Annotated in this window: 16 protein-coding genes; 6 read left to right on the top strand and 10 right to left on the bottom strand. The window is 47.3% G+C overall.

Annotated features, from left to right (window positions below; genetic code table 11):
* Positions 1-63 precede the first annotated feature (63 nt).
* The 4 genes from CR164_RS06610 to CR164_RS06625 all read right to left on the bottom strand — a co-directional run bounded on the left by CR164_RS06610 (position 64) and on the right by CR164_RS06625 (position 3,096).
* Positions 64-1,500, bottom strand: coding sequence for a sensor histidine kinase (locus CR164_RS06610; protein ID WP_161953498.1), 1,437 nt, complete (start codon positions 1,498-1,500; stop codon positions 64-66).
* 5 nt (positions 1,501-1,505) lie between these two features.
* Positions 1,506-2,174, bottom strand: coding sequence for a response regulator transcription factor (locus CR164_RS06615; protein WP_110023150.1), 669 nt, complete (start codon positions 2,172-2,174; stop codon positions 1,506-1,508).
* Positions 2,175-2,183: 9 nt separating this feature from the next.
* Complete coding sequence (locus CR164_RS06620) at positions 2,184-2,672, bottom strand: DUF4405 domain-containing protein (RefSeq protein ID WP_110023151.1); 489 nt, start codon at positions 2,670-2,672, stop codon at positions 2,184-2,186.
* Between the two features lie 61 nt (positions 2,673-2,733).
* On the bottom strand, positions 2,734-3,096 hold the full coding sequence (locus CR164_RS06625; protein ID WP_110023152.1) for a YgiW/YdeI family stress tolerance OB fold protein: 363 nt from the start codon (positions 3,094-3,096) through the stop codon (positions 2,734-2,736).
* A gap of 254 nt (positions 3,097-3,350) precedes the next feature.
* Between CR164_RS06625 and CR164_RS06630 the strand changes: the two genes are divergently transcribed.
* Entirely contained in the window at positions 3,351-6,008 is a 2,658-nt protein-coding gene (locus tag CR164_RS06630; protein WP_110023153.1) for a glycoside hydrolase family 15 protein, read from the top strand.
* 56 nt (positions 6,009-6,064) lie between these two features.
* Here CR164_RS06630 and lpxD read toward each other — a convergent pair whose 3' ends face one another.
* Positions 6,065-7,147, bottom strand: a complete 1,083-nt coding sequence (gene lpxD, locus CR164_RS06635) for a UDP-3-O-(3-hydroxymyristoyl)glucosamine N-acyltransferase (RefSeq protein WP_110023154.1) — start codon at positions 7,145-7,147, stop codon at positions 6,065-6,067.
* A 139-nt stretch (positions 7,148-7,286) separates the two neighbouring features.
* On the opposite strand from lpxD, the gene CR164_RS06640 reads away from it, so the two are divergent.
* The 5 genes from CR164_RS06640 (at position 7,287) to CR164_RS06660 (ending at position 11,392) form a co-directional block, all read left to right on the top strand.
* A complete protein-coding gene (locus tag CR164_RS06640; protein WP_110023155.1) occupies positions 7,287-8,282 on the top strand; it encodes a ribose-phosphate pyrophosphokinase in 996 nt (331 codons plus the stop codon).
* A 1-nt stretch (position 8,283) separates the two neighbouring features.
* The gene (locus tag CR164_RS06645; RefSeq protein WP_110023156.1) at positions 8,284-8,901 is read left to right on the top strand and encodes a 50S ribosomal protein L25/general stress protein Ctc; all 618 of its coding nucleotides are present in this window, start codon (positions 8,284-8,286) and stop codon (positions 8,899-8,901) included.
* A gap of 128 nt (positions 8,902-9,029) precedes the next feature.
* The gene (locus tag CR164_RS06650; protein ID WP_110023344.1) at positions 9,030-10,520 is read left to right on the top strand and encodes an ABC transporter permease; all 1,491 of its coding nucleotides are present in this window, start codon (positions 9,030-9,032) and stop codon (positions 10,518-10,520) included.
* Positions 10,521-10,523: 3 nt separating this feature from the next.
* Complete coding sequence (locus CR164_RS06655) at positions 10,524-11,111, top strand: NUDIX hydrolase (protein WP_110023157.1); 588 nt, start codon at positions 10,524-10,526, stop codon at positions 11,109-11,111.
* Positions 11,108-11,392 carry a hypothetical protein gene (locus CR164_RS06660; RefSeq protein WP_110023158.1) on the top strand — a complete coding sequence of 95 codons (285 nt, stop codon included), beginning with the start codon at positions 11,108-11,110 and terminating at the stop codon, positions 11,390-11,392. Before CR164_RS06655 ends, CR164_RS06660 begins: the two co-directional genes overlap by 4 nt.
* Before the next feature lie 17 nt (positions 11,393-11,409).
* On the opposite strand, the gene CR164_RS06665 is transcribed toward CR164_RS06660, so the two are convergent.
* From CR164_RS06665 to CR164_RS06685, 5 genes are all read right to left on the bottom strand, one after another.
* A complete protein-coding gene (locus CR164_RS06665) occupies positions 11,410-11,727 on the bottom strand; it encodes a cupin domain-containing protein (RefSeq protein ID WP_193525192.1) in 318 nt (105 codons plus the stop codon).
* Positions 11,728-11,767: 40 nt separating this feature from the next.
* Positions 11,768-12,598 (bottom strand): DNA-formamidopyrimidine glycosylase family protein, encoded by an 831-nt coding sequence (locus tag CR164_RS06670; RefSeq protein ID WP_146204145.1) that lies wholly within the window; start codon positions 12,596-12,598, stop codon positions 11,768-11,770.
* A gap of 45 nt (positions 12,599-12,643) precedes the next feature.
* Positions 12,644-13,432 carry an HAD-IIB family hydrolase gene (locus CR164_RS06675; protein WP_110023161.1) on the bottom strand — a complete coding sequence of 263 codons (789 nt, stop codon included), beginning with the start codon at positions 13,430-13,432 and terminating at the stop codon, positions 12,644-12,646.
* Between the two features lie 152 nt (positions 13,433-13,584).
* Positions 13,585-15,204, bottom strand: coding sequence for a radical SAM/SPASM domain-containing protein (locus CR164_RS06680; RefSeq protein WP_110023162.1), 1,620 nt, complete (start codon positions 15,202-15,204; stop codon positions 13,585-13,587).
* A gap of 603 nt (positions 15,205-15,807) precedes the next feature.
* Positions 15,808-17,985 carry a ComEC/Rec2 family competence protein gene (locus CR164_RS06685; protein ID WP_110023163.1) on the bottom strand — a complete coding sequence of 726 codons (2,178 nt, stop codon included), beginning with the start codon at positions 17,983-17,985 and terminating at the stop codon, positions 15,808-15,810.
* Positions 17,986-18,001 lie beyond the last annotated feature (16 nt).

Raw genomic sequence — 18,001 nt, forward strand, 5'->3', positions numbered from 1 at the left:
ATCTCCGTCTAAACATATGGGGAAGACTCTCGGTGCAAGGAGAGAGTCCGAGAGCTGTTGAAATCAGGCAGCCGGGATCTCAAGAACCACTGTTGTACCCTTATTTCTTCTACTCGACAGTCTTACCGTAATCTGCTGTAAATCCGCAAGCTTCTTCACGATGGCAAGACCGAGCCCGGCTCCGCTTATTTGGGCGTTTCTTGATTCGTCAACCCGATAGAAACGTTCGAAAATGCGGTCGACTTTTTCCGCAGGTATTCCCGGCCCTGTATCCTTCACCGAACAGACAACCGAAGCGTTCTTTCTTTCAATGGCAATGGTCACAGGCTCGCCTTTACCGGAAAACTTGACGGCATTGGAAACAACATTGCCTATCATGATTTCAAGCATTGACGCATCCGCCCTAACCATTGTATTCCCATCGTTTTCGAGAATCATCTGCAGTTCTTTTTCCTTCGTCTGTTCATCCACCCTTTTCAAAACATTCAAAACCGTCTGCCGGACATCAAAAACAGTGACTTCGGGCACAAAGGAAGCACTGTCATAGCGAGCCAAAAGCAGCAGTTGTTCCACCATCCCGGACATACGCCTCAGCTCATCGATACAGAAATCTATCCGCTCCGCGTAGTGAGCCGGATTGCGAAGTTTTCTTACCAGAACCTCGAGTGTTCCCAAGACCGACGCAAGAGGTGTCTTCAGCTCATGAGAAGCATCGGCTGTAAACTGTCTTTCTCTTGTGTAAACCGCCTGCAGTCTGTTGAGCAAATCGTTTATGGTCGATGCAAGACGATAAAGTTCATCCCGCTTTTGAGGAAGCTCGATACGTTCATCAAGATTTTCCTGAGTTATCCTTTCTGCCGTTTCAATAACCTTTTCAAGCGGGGCGATGCTTTTTCCCGTAATAACACGGGTAACGGCAAAGACAATCAACAGCATCGCAAGCAGGGAAACCAACAGCACCATTCGCAAATCGGAAAGGATGAGGAGCGACTCCTCAAGAGGAACAGCCGCCAGCACCCATGCCACAACACGCGGCTTTTCACCATGAAAGACCGGAATCTGAACCTGCCGGACCGAAGCATCGACAATGGTTGCGTTATAAAATGCAGCCCTGTCGAGAGCCGGATTGTACTGAAGCGTATCGCTGAAAAGATTGAACGATTTTTTTATAATCCAGGTCGAATTTCCCGCGGCAACAACCTGAACGAATTTGGGAGAAAAATCGACAGTGATCAGTGAACGCTCCATCCACTCGGTCTGATCCTCAACTGTCAACCCGCTTTCGGTTACCTGAAGACTTTCGACAAACTCATGAGCCACTTCCTCGAGTTCTTCATCGATATGGCTATAGACATGGTGCTCGACCAGCACATACACCAGAATAAATACCATGACGATCAACGATGCGGTCACCATGAGATAAAGGCCGGCCACCCTGTCGCGGATACTGATTTCCCTGCCGTAACGCCGATCCTTTTTTTGCTTTACACCATCGCCCATTCCTTTCATTTTTCACGGATGACATATCCTACACCCCGCACTGTTTCAATAAGATCAGTACAGCCTCCCTTATCGAGCTTTTTTCTTAAAAAGTTGACATAGACATCAATGACCGATGTATCTGCATCAAAGTGAATGTCCCAGACGTGTTCGATGATACGGCTCCGGGTACAGACACACCCTTTGTTGCGCAGCAGGTATTCGAGCAGAGCGAACTCTTTCGGAGTCAGAAAAAGTTCCGAGCCGTTACATGCAATCCTGTGTGCTGAAAGATCCATCTCCACTCCCCCTGCCGAAAGTGGAGCACTCTCTGAAAGAGGGGCTCTCAATTGTACGCGTATTCTCGCAAGAAGCTCTTCAAATGCAAAAGGCTTTTTTATATAGTCGTTCGCACCCGCCTCCAGCCCGAAAATCACGTCATCGACGGTGTCTTTTGCAGTAAGAAAAATAACCGGAACCTCGGTATCTTCCATTCGGAACCGCCGGCATATTTCGATGCCGCTGAGGCCTGGGAGAAGCCAGTCGACGAGAAGCAGATCATAGTCACTGCTCAGCGCCATTGCGAGACCTTCACGGCCGTTGTCGGCAACGTCGACAGCAAAGTACTCTTCCTCGAGACCCTCTTTGAGAAAGCCGACTATCCCCGGTTCATCTTCGATAATAAGAATCCGCATAACCCTTTTTCATTCAAAAATAATTCCGAAAAGTTCTTTCTTCTCGATATCGTTCTGCTCCGCTATCTCCTCCAGCGAGTTTTCCGGATCCATAACCTCGACGCCATTGCCGGCAAGCTTTGCAAGCATCTGGTCGACACCGGCTTCAAGAACACCCGAAACCGACACAAGCGAAGCTTTTTCCAGGGACTTGACCGCTTTTTTTCTTCCGTCCTCCCCTTCTTCAACCCAGGGATATAACGAAAGCAGTGCAATAGCAACCGCCCCAACAATAAACGCTCCGCCTGTTTTTCTTCGCAAAGAGCTCTTGAACGCGCTCCAGTTTACCAGCACATGCAGTAATGCACCGCTCACGAGAACCCAGCTCATCCATTCATGAACAGGCTCAACGATACCGGGCTCAAAATCAAAAAAGATCATCAGTCCGGTTGAAGCCGATATGATAAACGCCCCGGCAACCAAAGGGGTTGTTATGCTTTTCAACATTGTATTATTCATAACGGGTCCTCCTTTTTAATATACGTTTACATTACTTTTACCTGCCGAACGTTCAAGCCACTTACCGCCGAGAACCGGTTTTCGCCACTTCCAAACGGTCAACCTCTACCTCGAGTGATCCGGATTCATGCTCCAACTCGCCGTGCAGTATGACATTGGTATCAGGCCCTATTTCGATTCCTCTCCAGACCTCATCTTCGATTTCAACGCTTATTTCTCCGGTGCTGTCACGAAAAAGATAGTGATCACCCCGCAGGTGGCCGGTAATGAACCCCTTGAGAGAAAGCCTCGTATCATCGTTCATCTGTTTTGCTTCCGCTACAGTAGCCTGCTTCGGGCAGCCAGTGTGTGGCCCGACATATTCCGCTTGTACTGTCACCGCTGTCATGGACAAAAACATGGTCAACAACCCTTTTTTCATCATGATTATTCTTCCAGAAAATAATTGTGGGTACTTCTTTCGATCGCCAAAGCGCCCCTTTATTGCCTGATAGAGGCACTCTCTAATAAAAATGTACGGGCGGTTCTCTTAAACCATCCTGAATACAAACTTAAAATTGGCTTAAAAAAAGGCATGAGAAGACCTTTGAACTTTTTTGCGTATTATAAAGGTAACCCCATTTGCTTGGTCATGCTTCCACAAAACGGACATGCTTCTCAAACAAGCAGCCCAAAAACATGTACCTGGACATTTCTGAATACGGACTCATAGGTGACATGCACTCCGCAGCCCTGGTCTCGAAAAACGGCTCGATCGACTACTGTTCCATGCCGTCCCTCGATTCTCCAACGATCTTCGCTTCCCTTCTGGATGATGAAAAAGGCGGCTACTTCAGTATTCAGCCGAAAGGAACCTTCACCTCATCTCAATCCTATGTTGACGACACAAACGTACTTGCCTGTAAGTTCACAACCGATACAGGAGAAGCAGTTCTTTATGACTTCATCCCAGTGGCAACCGAGCACCTGGTGACCCCAAAAGAACACCGGATAGACCGCTGTCTCGAAATGCGAAAAGGCAGTATTGAGTTCCGGCTTGTTTTTGCTCCGAGACCGAACTACGCAAGTACCATACCTGTAATAACCTTCCAGGGAAATACAATAAAGGCATCGAGTCATGAGCACCCTCTTACACTCACTCATTCCCTTCAGGAAAGCACCCAGGAGAATGACAATGGAAGTGTGGTCATCGATTTTTCTCTTGCTGTTGAGGAAAGCGCCCGTTTTACCCTGGTATACGGTGATTATACCGATACAGACACTCTTTCCAGCAAACTGCAGGAAAACATCGATTTCTGGAAAAACTGGCTGCATAACTGCTTGGGTGAGCATTGTGCATTTCTCGGCGAGTATACAGCTCTTGTCAACCGCTCTCTTTTGGCCCTCAAGCTCCTCACCTTCCACCCTACCGGAGCCATTGCTGCGGCAGCGACAACATCTCTTCCCGAAACAATCGGCGGCGAACGCAACTGGGACTATCGCTTTACCTGGCTTCGTGACGCGTCATTCACCCTCAAGGCTCTTTTCTCACTCGGACACATCATGGAAGCCGACAGTTTTATCCACTGGCTCCATTCAACATACCGTCGGCATGAAAGCGAGAATATACAGATCATGTATTCAATCCGCGGAGAAGAGACGCTCCGGGAAAAAGAACTCGACCACCTCAAAGGCTATAAAAACTCAAAGCCGGTTCGCATTGGTAACCTTGCACATAGACAAAACCAGTGGGACATTTATGGAGAAGTCATGGATGCGGCACTCAGACTCTCCGATTATGCAGGAAAAATAGATGAAGAATTATGGCCCTTTTTCCGTGACATCTGCAACATGGCTCTCAACAACTGGCAAAAACCCGATGAAGGCATCTGGGAAGTCAGGAACGGCCCCTATCACTTCGTTTATTCCAAGGTCATGTGCTGGGTCGCTCTCGACAGGGGCATCATTATTGCAAAACGATACGGATTCGATGCTCCGGTGAATGACTGGATCGAAGAAAGGGAGGCTATCAAAAAAGACATCCTTGAAAAAGGCTTCGACAAAAAGAAACAAAGTTTCGTTCAGCGTTACGGATCTCAAGAGCTTGACGCCTGCCTTCTCCTGCTACCTTTGGTCAATTTTCTTCCCATAGAAGATGAACGTGTTCAGGGCACGATCAATGCATGCATTGCTGAACTGATGCATAACGGTTTCATGAGCCGCTATAAAACCGATGACGGTCTCAATGGAAAAGACGGGGAATTCGTTCTCTGCAATTTCTGGCTTATCGAATGCCTTGCCCGCTCGAACAGGATAGAAGAAGCCGAGCAGCTGATGAAAGAAACCCTGCGCTCTGCCAACCATCTTGGACTGTTCTCCGAAGAATTCGACAGCAACACCAATGAAATGCTCGGCAATTTCCCCCAGGCGTTCAGCCATATAGGTTATATCAATGCTGTTGTGGCCATTCTGAGTTCACGTGGACGTTCATTCGAAAAAGAAGTCCAAACGACCCTTGTCGACAGGTTACGCAAACTCATACCGCTTCAGACAGCTTTGAATGACGGTTCGCAAACAATAACCGCAACCGATGCCGAAATCGCAGCCCGCCTCAAACAACTTCTCGGCCGGCTGCAAGGGGCCTTCTTCAACATCAGCATGGGAAGGGTCAACTATCGAGCCATGAAACAATCGGAACGTTTCCGTGAGTACCTGCAGCTTGCCGCCAGTCTCAAGTCGTTCAATCCTGAGTCACTCGACAACGATAACGAAAAAAAAGCCTTCTGGATCAACATCTACAACATTCTCATTATCCATGGCGTCATTGAATTCGATATCAAAAACTCGGTTCTCGAAATCATCAACTTTTTCGGAAGAATAGGTTATACCATCGGCAAAACCTTTTTCACTCCGGACGACATAGAACACGGTATCCTCCGAAAAAACCGTCCGCATCCCGCATTCCCGCTTCGACCGTTCTCCCCTTTTGATTCACGACTCGCGTTCATGGTTGAAACATTCGATCCGAGAATCCACTTTGCACTTGTCTGCGCTTCGAGTTCCTGTCCGCCTATAGAGTTCTACAATCCGGAATACATCGACGAACAGCTCGATATTGCAACAAGAAGCTTCATCAACCGTGGAGGCCTTGAAACAGACAACGTGGGGAATACCGTTCGTCTTTCAGAGATATTCAAATGGTATGAACGTGATTTCGGGAACAATAAAGAGGAACTGCTCAATTATCTTGCCCGCTATGCCGATGAGGGAACCGCAGAGTTCCTTATTTCAAATCAGGGAAAACTGAAAATTGAGTATTTACCCTACAACTGGAACTTGAACAGCACCCTCGAATAACCTTTTGCTGCTCATGAGCAGCAAAAGTCAAAAGGGTCAACTCTTTTCAGAACGGCTCACGTATTTTTGCCTTCTGCCTGTTGACCTTTACCTTTCTGCATCTGTCTCACTTCCTCCTCGAGCGCATCGAGCTTCCGCTTCATTTTGTCGAGACTTCTCAGCAAGGCTTCCTGGCGAAGCTGATCACGGATAGGCTGAGCCGGTATTCCCCTCAACGTTTGAGCGCTTTTCTGCAGAGACTTTGAAACACCTGCTTTTGCAGCGACATGGGTTTTGTCGGGAAGGGAAAGATGACCGGCGAATCCGGCCTGTCCGCCTATCATGCAGTGCTTTCCAATGCTCACACTTCCTGAGATACCCGCCTGTGACGCAATGACCGTATTCTCTCCTATTCTGCAATTATGAGCGATCTGCACAAGATTATCTATTTTTACTCCTTTTTCGATAACCGTACTCCCCATGGTAGCACGATCGATGGTATTGTTCGCCCCTATTTCAACATCATCGTGTATCTCGACAATACCCATCTGGGGAATCTTGATATATCCACCATCCGGCTGTGGAGCAAACCCAAACCCGTCAGCACCGAGAACCGTACCACTGTGTATCGTGACACGGTCACCAAGGATGGTTCCGTCATAGCAGATAACACCGGGATAAAACATGCAATCCCGACCGGTAACCACACGCTCCATCAGAACGGTATTGGGTCCGATTACCGTATTATCCCCAATGACGCAGTGATCACCGATGACCACATGATCACCGATAGAAACGTTTTTCCCCAGCATGACATTTTCCCCGATAACGGCAGAGGGAGAAACCCCATCGGAAGCGATTACCCGGGGAGAGGAGAACATCTGGAGCACAAAAACAAATGCAGTATAAGGATCTTTTACTTTCAGGAAACTCAGGCTGTCGCTATATTGTTTAGTAGGTGTTTGCTCGCCGACAATAAGCAAGGAGGCTTCGGTCGATTCTATGAACCTGGTATATTTTTCATTGGCGACAAAGCTTACATTTCCTTTTGCTGCACATTCTATTTTAGCCGGTCCGTCAATAGTGACATTACTACTGCCGACAAGCTCAACCTTGTCAAAATAACGTTCAAGGAGTGCTTGTATCTCGTATATCTTCATTGTTAAATTTTTGCCAATTTTTATTATATTCGTCGGCATTGAGGTTTTTTGAAAGGTCCACGGCACGCGTTTTGAACCACAGGGAGGAGCTCAAACACAGCCTTAATATAATCTGTTTCATTTGAAAAAGCAGGGAGCCATGGCAAATCCGATTAAAATTTTTGCGGGACGAAGCAATACTGCTTTGGCCGAAAAAATTGCCGAGTATCTCGGTACGTCCCTTTGCAATGCAAAGGTAGAAAATTTTTCAGACGGAGAAATCTCGGTCAACTACTTCGAGTCTATAAGAGGCTCCGATCTGTTCATTATACAGTCGACCAATCCTCCGGCTGATAATCTGATGGAGTTGCTCATCATGATCGATGCAGCCAGGCGCTCATCGGCAGCAAGAATTACCGCCGTCATCCCTTACTATGGTTATGCGAGACAGGATCGAAAAGATCGGCCAAGAGTAGCCATCACCGCGAAACTCGTAGCCAATCTGCTGACAGTAGCCGGAGCGAACCGCATACTCACCATGGACCTGCATGCAGCACAGATCCAAGGCTTTTTCGATATCCCGTTCGACCACCTTTACTCGAGTGTGGTACTTATCGACCATATTCTCAGTATGAACCTCAACGGCAATCTCGTCGTTGCTTCACCTGACGTCGGTGGCGTCAAACTGGCAAGAGCTTTCGCCGAAGCCCTTGGAACCGACCTTGTCATCGTCGACAAACGGCGTCCGAAGGCAAACGTTGCCGAAGTCATGAATATCATCGGTGATGTAAAAGGCAAAGATGTCCTTTTGGTTGACGACATGATCGATACGGCCGGAACCTTGGTCAATGCCGCAAAAGCAATACAAGATGCCGGCGGCAGAAAGGTGTTCGCAGCCGCTACGCATGGCATTCTTTCCGGACCGGCCATCGACCGCATCAATGGTTCCGTACTTGAAAAAGTCATCATCACCGATTCCGTCGTAACCGGTCACGAACCGTCTCCTAAACTCGAAACCGTAACGGTGAGCAACCTGTTCGGCGAAGCTATCAAACGGATTTCAGGTGACGATTCGGTCAGTTGTTTGTTCGACAGTAAAAATCTTTCAAAAATCACCAACAATCACACTCAAGCGATAAAAGAGATCAAGGAATAGCATGGAAAGTATAGTACTCAATGTAGAACCTCGTGTTTGCAACAAAAACGAAGTAAAAAGATTACGCAAAGCAGGGAAGGTTCCTGCGGTTGTTTACCATAAAGGTGAAGAAACCGTTCATGTTTGTGTTAACGAACTCTCTCTCGACAAACTGGTCCACTCTTCGGAGTCACACATCGTCGACCTTAAATTTCCTGATGGCGAATCCAAGCGTTCTTTTTTAAAGGATGTCCAGTTCGATCAGGTTACCGACAGGGTCATACATGCCGATTTTCAGTTTTTCTCTGCCGGAGAAGTTCTTGAAATGGAGGTACCGACAAGTTTTACCGGAGAGTCTCCCGGTGTTGTTGCAGGCGGAAAAATGCAGATTATCCAGCACACCCTGACAGTCAAAGGCACACCGTCAAATATTCCTCAACACCTCACTATCGACACTTCAGGCTTGGAGCTCGGCCAAACAATGCATATCAATGAGATCCCGGCTGAAACCTACAGCGGCAAGTTTGAGATAATCGGTGACCCTGAAACTCCCGTTGTTTCAATTCTCGCGCCTAAGGTAGATACAGGAACGACTGAGACCGACGCTGAAGAAAGTGCCGAAGAAAAAGTCGAAGAGTAAAACGACTTTCCAGTTGCAAACAGTGATAAAAAGCTGCTTTTTGGATGAAAAGCAGCTTTTTTTGTGGAAAAAAAACCTTTTCAAAGGCAGAAAAAATCAATATTGAAGTTGTAAAGCAAAAGCCTGTGATGCCTGTGAAAAAATCGCCTCCAAAAAAGCAGTTTCCACTCCACGATCTGATTGTACCGGGACTAGGCCTTCTGCGTTTACAAAAGATCGGTTCGGGACTTTTCTTTCTCGTCTCCACAATAGTCTTCCTTGCAGTCTTTCTATGGCGCCATGAGCTCGTATTCATCAGTTTGCATTCGCTTTTTACCGGTCTTTCGCTTCTGGCTGTGTCACAGGAAAACTTCGGACAGGTTTTTACCTTTGAAATCCTTGAGTTCTGGGTAGCTGCACTTTACGTCATTCTAGTGCCTTTGTTTCTTGTTTTTTTCTCCAACCGGACATTGAAAAAAGCTCTTGCCACCAAACGGGACCATATCGACGCAGAGCTCAGCCTCCGTGAAATCGGTTGGCAATCTTTTAAAAAACATACCATCGCTCTCCAGGCATCGGTTATTGTATTCATCCTTTATTCAACCGCTTTTTTAGCCCCACTTGTATCCCCTTTCAATCCGTTTGAACAACAGGACTTTCTCGTTACAGCTTACAAACCACCTCTCACCACTATTGATGCGCTTGTACTGGAAGAGCGAAAAGGGGTAACCATTCCACTGCGAGAGGGAAACAGTCTGGAAGAAAAACTCACAAACACCCTTATAGGTGATTTTCAGGTACTGAAAACCCGCAACGAACCTCAAAAACTGCGCTTTGTCGATAGCTATCGGTTCGAGGGTGAAAACATCATTTATCAGCAGGGGCCAAGAGAGAAAAGTATACCTATTGAAGCACTTGCAGGAGGCAAAGAATACTCTGGCGGCAAACCTGACTTCATCGTTACACGCTCTTTTTTTCTTGGAACCGACCAGTACGGAAGGGATATCTTGAGCCGGGTTATTTACGGGTCGAGAATCTCGTTATCGATAGGTTTTCTGGTTGTCTTGATTTCAGTTACCCTCGGAACTATTGTCGGCGTATCATCAGGATATTTTGGAGGAATTGTCGATAACACGCTCATGCGTATCGTCGATATTCTGATAGCGTTTCCTGCCCTCTTCCTTATCCTCATCATCATTGCGACTTTCGGCAATTCCATTTTCCTGATAGTGATCACACTTTCATTCACAGGCTGGATGGGCGTCGCCCGAATCGTTAGAAGTCAAGTCCTTTCACTCAAGGAACAGGAATTCATTCTTGCTGCAAAATCGCTCGGCCTTTCAAACCTGCGAATTATCTTTCGACATCTCGTCCCCAACACACTCACACCGGTGATTGTTGCGGCAACGCTGCGAATCGGAAGTATTATCCTGACCGAAGCCGGGCTCTCGTTCCTCGGCCTCGGTGTCCAGCCCCCAACCCCAAGCTGGGGCAATATTATCAACGAAGGACGCGACAGCCTGCTCAACCACTGGTGGATTTCAACCTTTCCCGGTATAGCGATTTTAACAACCGTCGTGTGCTTCAACCTGATCGGGGACGGTGTCCGTGACGCACTCGATCCCAGAATGCGAGGATAATCAATGGCAATGAACAAACACACCGATCCGGAACCGTGGGAAGTGATCGAATCCCGCTACCTGCATAAAGAACCGTGGTTGACCATGCGAAAGGATTCAGTCAGGCTTCCGAACGGAAAAAACATCGACGACTTTTATGTATGGGAGTATCCTCCCTGGTTGAACGTTATAGCAATAACGCAGAACGACGAGATTGTATTGATCCGGCAGTATCGCCACGGGATAGGAAAAGTTTCGTTTGAACTGCCGGCAGGAGTTCATGACAAGCCGGGCGAAACACTTCTCGATGCAGCAAAGCGGGAATTACTCGAGGAAACGGGTTACGGTGGAGGAACCTGGACAAAGTGGATGGAACTTTCTGCAAACCCTGCTTTGCAGACAAATATCACGCACACGTTCCTGGCAACCGGTGTCAGCAAAATCTCCACACAGAAGCTTGATGAAACCGAAGAGATCACGGTACATCCCATGACGTCTCAAGAATTGGCGGCGCTTGTCGAGCAAGGGGAAATAATCCAGGCCCTTCATGCCGCTCCGATCATCAAATACCTCTGTTCACGACAATCACAGCCAGGGGAACATTCACCATGAAGAAAACCAAGAAACTGGAACTCCTGGAAAAAACCATTACAGACAGCGGTTACAAGTTACGATACGAAAAAGGAAATTTTCTTGGCGGTGACTGCCGTCTGAGAGATGACAACATTATCGTGATCAACAAATTCCTGCCGACCGAAGGAAAGATATTCACCATTGCACGGGTCCTGCACAAGCTCAACCCCGCCAACTGCCCCCCCGAAGTCAAAAAAATTATCGAGGACTCCGGTTTCAACACCGGCAACCAGCTGTCACTGATCGAGAGTGAACCGTGAGTTCGGATCAAAGACGTTTACGTATAGAAAACAGCCAGCCAGATCGTCGGCCTGTCTTTGTCGGTCCGGAGCACTTTGTGCCTCGTATGTGCAGGAATATCGATATAATCCCCCGCCCGCAAAACGATCTCTCTCCCATTCTCGAACAAAAGAGATCCTGATCCGTCAAGTACAATCACCCATTCGGATTCATCCTGATCGTACCAGCCGGTTTCAGGAGAAGAGTGACCATACGAAACAATCCTTTCGATACGGACATTCGAAGACCGAACCAGATCTTCAACCACTTCCTGTGACACATCTTCAGGTAAAGCAGAAAAGACGTTTCGAATCATAATGAAACAAAGGCTTGCTTACACACAAAACTCCGAATCCTCATTTCTGACAGTTCGGACAAACATAACACGCCCCACCCAAATATTGAATCTTCTCTATCGTAACCCCACATTCAGGGCAGGGACGGCCAACCGCATTCTTGTCCATCTTGCGAATATAACCTCCAGGATTGTTGTAAAGATCATATTCATCATATCTTCCTCCCATCTCTGTAACTTCCCCAACAGTATCGGTAATGGCGTGGTATAAAACCTGCCGTTGATCTGCAGTCAAATCAGCAACCATATGCCTTGGATGAAGATGAGCTTTAAAAAGAATATCCTGGGCAATCGCATTGCCCAGTCCGGGGATGATCTGATCTTGCGTCAATAAGGCTTTGGCACTTCGCTTCTTTCCATCGATAAGCTCATCTATCAACTCAGAGAAATACGCAAAGGTGAACTCAGGCTCTATCGGTGTCGTTCTCATTCCTTCGACATATTTTCTCCCCTGCTCTTCCCCTTTTTCATACAGTTCCATGGCTCCCCACATCTGAGTGGTTACGGTGAAAAACGAATCATTTTCAAATGTGATGTACAGATGATACTTTTTCGGCACCTTTGTTCCGGAAGGATGATACAGCGCCTTGCCCCCGCATTCACCAAGCAGCAAGACATAGCCAGGCTCAAGGGGAACGAAAAGCCACTTTCCTCTTGCGTAAGCTTCTCCTACGGTTTTCCCTTTCGTCAGCCGATCAAATTCCTCATGCGTCCTGTTGTACCAGACAAACTTTTGAGGGCTGTTACCCAACTGACCCCTTTGGACCGTCTTGGCCTTAAGCGAATCATTCATCTGCCTGGCCAAGGTCATAAACTCAGGTAACTCGAACATATCGACCTCCTGTGTTTCATTTTTCAACTACCACGTTTCAAACAGTTAATTCAGCAGATTCTCTAAAGCCCATCGAACACCGTCGCCATAAGGCAGAGGGGTGATGTATTTCGCTGTTTCCCGCACAGACTCCCGAGCGTTTTGAACCGCAACGCCAATCCCGGCATGTTTCAGCATGCTCATATCACTCTCACTGTCGCCAATAGCCATGACTTCAGACATCTCTATTGACATCGACCGGCATATCAGATGAAGTGCGCTCCCTTTTTCAGCTTCGGGGTGAACGACCAACGTGGAAATATAGCTTTCATCGGCATTGAGATGCCTCATAAGAGACACCGAAGCCCCATGCTTTTCAAGACAGTAATGATAAAGCGCAGACGCTTCATCGGCTCCATTGGCAGCAATGAGTACCGGCGGTTTTTCTGAATCAACAACCTGCATTGCATGTTCAACGCTGACGCGCGGAGTAAAACTTTTTCTTACTTCATTCTGAGTATGATATTCAACATCATCACGAATAATGGTAAGACTTAAACGCCGTTTGTCCGCAAACCTGGCAAGATCCACAGCGACATCGATGCCGAGAGAAAGCCTTCTCAGCTCTTGCCGGCATTCATCATGTATGACAGCCCCGAAATAACTGGCCCGGTATACTCCTTTCGGGAATAATCGAGCCACTTCGTCTATGCCTTGAGGTGGCCGTCCGGAAATCAGGGCAACATGCATTCCCTCAGCTTGAACCCGCTGTATCCCGGATAAAACCTCCTGAGAGACAACACCTTGCGAATCTGTCAATGTATGATCTATATCCAGTGCGACAAGTTTAATCATAGCATCATCATATTCTTTTTCGATCGTCGGCAATCAACCTTACCGCAGATGCGTACCCTGCCAGGAAAAACTCTCGTTCAACGACCTTTGAGAAAAGATGTTGCTCGGTTCGCTATATAGTTTCTCTTCGTGCAGTAATGCAACAGATGTCATCAACTCCTCTGGTATGAACCTGTATCTCTAAACAGCCTCGTCGAGCACTCGTGCCTCGGTAACCCCCTTATCGTCCAGAACAAATCCGAGTTAGACCATATGTCTTTAAAGCTGTCAGGATTTGTATAATCCAAACGATCGTCCATATTACTTGTAAACGGGCATGTTCTCAACACCCCAAAAGGATTGACGACAACGCTCGAACGACCGCATGAACACCGCCATGCTGTGTCGGAGCCTAAAACAACTGCCTCGAAATCATAGATCTCCGATGAAAGAAAATTAGTCCATTCATTGCACTTTTCCAGCAAATGTTTTTTCTGGTCCGGGGTGATTTCCAAGCCGCTTTCCTCAGGTTTATCCGAGTAGTAAACGGAAAAGTAGATTTTATTGACCGAAGTCTCCCTTACAAAAGAAACCATGTCGTTCATCACCTCATCATAATTCTGAGCATTCACTGTTACCGACACGCCAACTTGGGGAATACCAGCCTGCTTTAAATGTGCAATGGCTTCTTTAGCCACCAGATGAACATTGACTTTAGGACATCCTTCTTTGACGATTCGTATGGCATTGTCTTTTTCCAGAGAAAAACCGTCAAAACTCACCTCGATCTTGTTCACCCCCACCTCGGCCAGCATGGATGCTTCTTCTTTACCGATCAGCGTACCATTCGTTATCACCTTAACGTACACATCGTTTTTTCGTAGCCGCCGGACCACTTCATACAATAATTCCGGCTTAAGCAACGGCTCACCTCCCAAAATAGTCACATAGCTCACACCGGAATCGATGACAGGCTGTAAAACCTCGGTGAGAAACCGCTCATCCGACAAGACATTCACTTTTTGTGAAAGATGGTTCGTATAGCAGATTTCACAGGCGAGATTGCACTCATAGGTCAACTCGAGCAACGTATACAAAGGAAGCTCCGTATAGGTCAACAAGTTCTGAATACGGGCAATATTGAGATCCCACACTCTCTCCCGACTCTTCAAACAAGCCAGGCTGTCCTCTGAAAGACGGGACAAAAGACATCTTTCCAAAAACCCCATAGTTTCCAAATCACAGATAAAGGCCATATAATCGTCTTCTTCAACAAAGTTACCATACTCCCCTTTCAGCCTCACATACACATCCTTATACGACTCATCCTGTACAAGAAAATTGTAAGCCTGTGCATACAAACGGCCAAGAGCCATCATGGGATTATCTTTCATCTGACACTCTGCAGAAGCTATTTCATGTAAAGCCGATGTATTGTGAAGAAGAGTAACATCCCCGGAAACCGGCACAACCTTTACACCTTTTCCTTTCCTTGCTTTCAATCCACCGATCTCATCAGAGGCCAGTGTACCCGATACAACGCAAGTGGAAACCTCGGGCACCGTGTAGAAATGGCTGCTGTCAAAACCATTTTGGAGTGATACATAACCATCTGTCTGAAAAACAGGCTCTCTCCTCAAATACCAGTCTGCGACAGGAGGAGCAACTTCCGTCCTTTCTCCGGTTTGCAAACAAAACACCTCGGCTTCACCATTTTGAGAACATTTCGCGGCCACATAACCCGGATGTTTCTGAAGATTTTCAATAGCGGGACAATTATCTTCTTCCCTCATACTTCTCCTCCTTCTTTCTTGGTTAATGTGAGTACTCCTGTAAAAAAAGAACGACTACATGCAGTTCGGCCATGCACAGCAGAACACCTACTTGTTGAACTGTCGTTTTGACAATACCTGACGATTCAGTCACATTCCTGACTGAACTATCAACCGATGTAATAATTTGCCGGGCCTGTGCCGGATGATGCTCTTCATCGAAACCTTACGGATCAATGAAATTCGGCGCTACCGGGTAAAAATGGGGTACTGATGAAAACGGGGTACTGATGAAAACGGGGTACTGATGAAAAACATTAAGCCCTATAAAAGAGCTCAATGAATCCCGGCGGGACCATTACGCAAAAGAGCCCCTCTCTTTATTTATCCAACGACTCAAATGCCTCGTTGATCCCGACAAGTAGGGACAACCCGGCAGCAGTGCTTCTTTCATCTTGCACTTGAACCGTTCATGACAATAAATAGAGGAGCTCTGAATAATAGCCTTCGCCTTCTTTTTTATTTCAACGCTATATGGCAGTTTAGTCATAACTGACGAAAAAATCAAGAAAATCATCGATCATCGCTGGTTTCTCGTTCTTAACACACAGCAATAACGTTCGTTCAATCGATAGTCACCATTTCATGCTTTTCATCCAAATATCTCAACAATCCCCGCTCTCTCTCCTTCAGTCCGGAGGAAGACAAAACGATACACTCGGAAGGCTGTACTGTATCAAGCCACCTTTCAAACCTGAGATATTCTTCAATCCCAAAACGTTTCACCTTGACAATGACCCTTTCTGCAGTGGCGCTGTCGAGACGTAAGAGCGCGTTTATGTTCGCTGCGAAAACAATTGATGAGCCATCGCTTATCCATAGTTTCAGGAGATGCTTATGCGGCCTTGCGAGGACAAAATCCGGCAGAACGAGGTACTTGTCACGGGAAAGCATGTAATGTGAAGCACCGATGGCAGCGACAAGTGAGTCTTGTGATGCAAATTGGACGGCTGCGTCGAGTTTTTCAACCCCTGAACGACGCATCTGCCGGTTGATTGTTCCCTGATGATACAGCTTCGATCCCGCATCGATCAGAATCGACGAGCCTGAAGCCGAAAAAAGCAAAGCGACATTTCTTCCGACAGTAACCGTTGCAAGAAGAGGAGAATTTCCTGCACGAAGAACAGGTGTCCAGACAAAGTAGTTCACAGTGCATAATAAAGTGGTCAGAACAAGCACAGGTTTTTGACGATGCAGAAGGTACAGTGATGCGAGAATAGCCATGTAGTAAACTGTAATATCGAAAGCATCCGGACGTATCTGAACGACGGCCCAGTGCTGTGAACCGAAAAAATCCGTTAACCCGAGCGTGATTTTCGCAAAGAACCAGGCACTCGATGCAGGATATATCGCCAAACCGGGTAGCACGAGATTCAAGACAAAAGCTGGCAGCATCGTATACAGCATACAGCTCACAAGAAAAACCACCGGCAGATTCGCAATGAGCCCTGCAAGAGAAAATGTCCCGAAAAACCAGGCGATAACCGGTGCCACACCTATTACAGCAGCAAGGCTCACACTGAATGCATTCCATACCGGTCTGAAGATAGCCTGTTTCAAACCATTCCGGTTTGTCGAAGACCGGCTGAGTGTCGGGTAGAGCAGAATAATGGACGCAACCGCTGTATTGGTCATCAGGAACCCCGCACTGAACAGTTCGAGAGGATCGAGCGACAGAATGACAAGATCCGCCGCAGCGAGCGAGTTCAGCGGAAAAGATCGGCGTCCGGTTACCGAACCGCCGATCAAAACAACAGCCATAATCGACGCCCTTCTAACCGATGGAGCGTTTTCCGTCACCGAGCAGTAAACCAGCAATACAAACGCAATGAACAGAAACACCATCCACCGCCCGGCAACGGTCGTCCTGAACCTTTGCAGCAACACAAGCATAGCAATAACGATCAATCCCACATGCAGGCCCGAAACTGCAAGCACGTGAGCTGTCCCGGCTGCCTGAAATTGACGATACACCTCTCTATCGAGCAGTTCTCTTTGCCCGAGAAATATCCCTTTCAGGAACTGCCGCTCATGCCCCGGAGGCACAAGCTCGTCAATGCTCCTGGAAATGTATCTTCTGACGGGACGTACAAGAGTAACTTCAAAAAAGTCATGTTCATCGATCCCGTAATTACGCATCACCCAAGGCCCCGGACAGAAAAGTTCAGCATGAACCCCTTGTTTCCAGTAATGTTCATGAGCATTGAAATCACCGGGATTTGCCGCACCAGGAATCCGTGCGGGGGAACCCTTGATTCTAATCATGTCTCCCACTTCGACATCCAGCTGCTCACCTTCATCCAGCCTCAGAAACACCTTGATTTTCCCGGTAGCTTTCCGGGATTCACCATCAGAAAAAACTTCACGAACATCGAAAATCCATTGAGCCCCGTTCCCATACCTGTGCGGTCTGGACACAACTTTTCCATAAAGCAGCACTTTCTTACCAAGCTGGCTCATAACGGTATCCGATGCAACATATCTGAATGCATAGTCCGAGAATGCAGCGAAGCTGCTGAAAACGAAAAAACTGTAGGCAACGACCGTGGTGAACGATAGGCCGTGTTCCGGTACCTGACGTTTCAGCTTTGAAACCAGCAAAAAACAAAAGAGGCACAAAGAGGCGAGGGATAAGACAATCCAGAAATAAACCGAAAGAGAAAACCATACTCCGGCTATTATTCCCATGCAGACGGTCATGAGTAGACGCAGTGCAGGGAAGGGTGCAGAAATTGTTTTCATAACCGTAGCCGGAGAA

The sequence above is a fragment of the Prosthecochloris marina genome, assembly GCF_003182595.1.
GTDB lineage: Bacteria > Bacteroidota > Chlorobiia > Chlorobiales > Chlorobiaceae > Prosthecochloris > Prosthecochloris marina.

Coding starts and splice junctions, on each gene's coding strand:
- CR164_RS06650 (WP_110023344.1), top strand. CDS start 9,030: ATGCCTGTGAAAAAATCGCCTCCAAAAAAGCAGTTTCCACTCCACGAT.
- CR164_RS06630 (WP_110023153.1), top strand. CDS start 3,351: ATGTACCTGGACATTTCTGAATACGGACTCATAGGTGACATGCACTCC.
- CR164_RS06665 (WP_193525192.1), bottom strand. CDS start 11,727: ATGATTCGAAACGTCTTTTCTGCTTTACCTGAAGATGTGTCACAGGAA.
- CR164_RS06655 (WP_110023157.1), top strand. CDS start 10,524: ATGGCAATGAACAAACACACCGATCCGGAACCGTGGGAAGTGATCGAA.
- CR164_RS06620 (WP_110023151.1), bottom strand. CDS start 2,672: ATGAATAATACAATGTTGAAAAGCATAACAACCCCTTTGGTTGCCGGG.
- CR164_RS06680 (WP_110023162.1), bottom strand. CDS start 15,204: ATGAGGGAAGAAGATAATTGTCCCGCTATTGAAAATCTTCAGAAACAT.
- CR164_RS06610 (WP_161953498.1), bottom strand. CDS start 1,500: ATGGGCGATGGTGTAAAGCAAAAAAAGGATCGGCGTTACGGCAGGGAA.
- lpxD (WP_110023154.1), bottom strand. CDS start 7,147: ATGAAGATATACGAGATACAAGCACTCCTTGAACGTTATTTTGACAAG.
- CR164_RS06670 (WP_146204145.1), bottom strand. CDS start 12,598: ATGTTCGAGTTACCTGAGTTTATGACCTTGGCCAGGCAGATGAATGAT.
- CR164_RS06645 (WP_110023156.1), top strand. CDS start 8,284: ATGGAAAGTATAGTACTCAATGTAGAACCTCGTGTTTGCAACAAAAAC.
- CR164_RS06640 (WP_110023155.1), top strand. CDS start 7,287: ATGGCAAATCCGATTAAAATTTTTGCGGGACGAAGCAATACTGCTTTG.
- CR164_RS06685 (WP_110023163.1), bottom strand. CDS start 17,985: ATGAAAACAATTTCTGCACCCTTCCCTGCACTGCGTCTACTCATGACC.
- CR164_RS06675 (WP_110023161.1), bottom strand. CDS start 13,432: ATGATTAAACTTGTCGCACTGGATATAGATCATACATTGACAGATTCG.
- CR164_RS06625 (WP_110023152.1), bottom strand. CDS start 3,096: ATGATGAAAAAAGGGTTGTTGACCATGTTTTTGTCCATGACAGCGGTG.
- CR164_RS06615 (WP_110023150.1), bottom strand. CDS start 2,174: ATGCGGATTCTTATTATCGAAGATGAACCGGGGATAGTCGGCTTTCTC.
- CR164_RS06660 (WP_110023158.1), top strand. CDS start 11,108: ATGAAGAAAACCAAGAAACTGGAACTCCTGGAAAAAACCATTACAGAC.